We start from the raw sequence: 995 nt of genomic DNA on the forward strand, positions 1-995 counted from the left end.
AAATGGGAATAAATTCCAAAATTAAACGTTTGATAATCTTTAAATTTTTTTATGCAACGCTAGTGATTCATTAACCATTCTTTTTGTGAATTAGTTAATATTGGTAATCCCTGTATATAAGCATTATAACTCATTAAGTCAAATTGAACTATATTTTCTATAATTTCTTTTGACTCAATAGGATAGTTTCTTAGTAGATAATCGACTACCTCTTTTGCTTTGACCTTTTTTCGTTCAAATAAGCCAGCTTTAACTTTGGTGTTCTTTGTATATTTATTTAATTTTGCTTCATTGGATATCACTTCAATTAACTTTTCATCATCAAATCTAAAGCCTAGGGAAGCACCATTATCATATATTGGTGATAATCTTACATCTGTAGGTGAATAAAACATTAACATCCAATTATACGGATGTCTATCCTGATTTCCAATAATTATATCAAAAAACTGCATTTCTAGGAATTTTCTCTCTATCTTTTCCCAGTATGGGAGCTTGTTCATAAGAGTAAACCCATAGTCAATAAGATCATTACCTTTTAGAGAAGAAGTTGCTTGTAAAATTTGGTATTCATCAAAACTACTGAGTAGTACCCCTCCTTCTTCATTTGGGACGGGTTCGGGTATCCTTACAAAGTTTCTAAGCAAACAGCCTCGACGACCATTTCTAATTACTATTTCTACATCCATTGTTTCAAAACCTAGTATAGACCCAATTTCAGCAGCAACTAACTCGGTTATATCTTCCCATGAAACACCTACTTTTGTATCTCTAGGATACTTAATCAAATAATCAATTTTATCAGGTGAACGTAATTCTTCCTTTTCTAATGTACTTTTACCACCATAACCGATCCGATCCCATTTACTAATATCACGTAACAAATCCTTAACTCCTTTATTACTTAGTTAACTAATATAAAATAGTACCTGAATTATTCATAGAATTTCTTTGATTACCCAATAATGCTTATCTATCAAGCATTCCTTTGATTT

The 995-nt window shown here is 30.8% G+C and carries 1 protein-coding gene; it reads right to left on the reverse strand.

Annotated features, from left to right (window positions below):
* Positions 1-59: 59 nt before the first annotated feature.
* Positions 60-884, reverse strand: a complete 825-nt coding sequence (locus ACFQ3N_RS01405; RefSeq protein ID WP_390358857.1) for a HipA domain-containing protein — start codon at positions 882-884, stop codon at positions 60-62.
* Between the last annotated feature and the right edge of the window lie 111 nt (positions 885-995).

It is taken from the genome of Virgibacillus byunsanensis (assembly GCF_042675965.1).
In the GTDB taxonomy this organism is placed as follows: Bacteria; Bacillota; Bacilli; order Bacillales; family Amphibacillaceae; genus Virgibacillus_R; species Virgibacillus_R byunsanensis.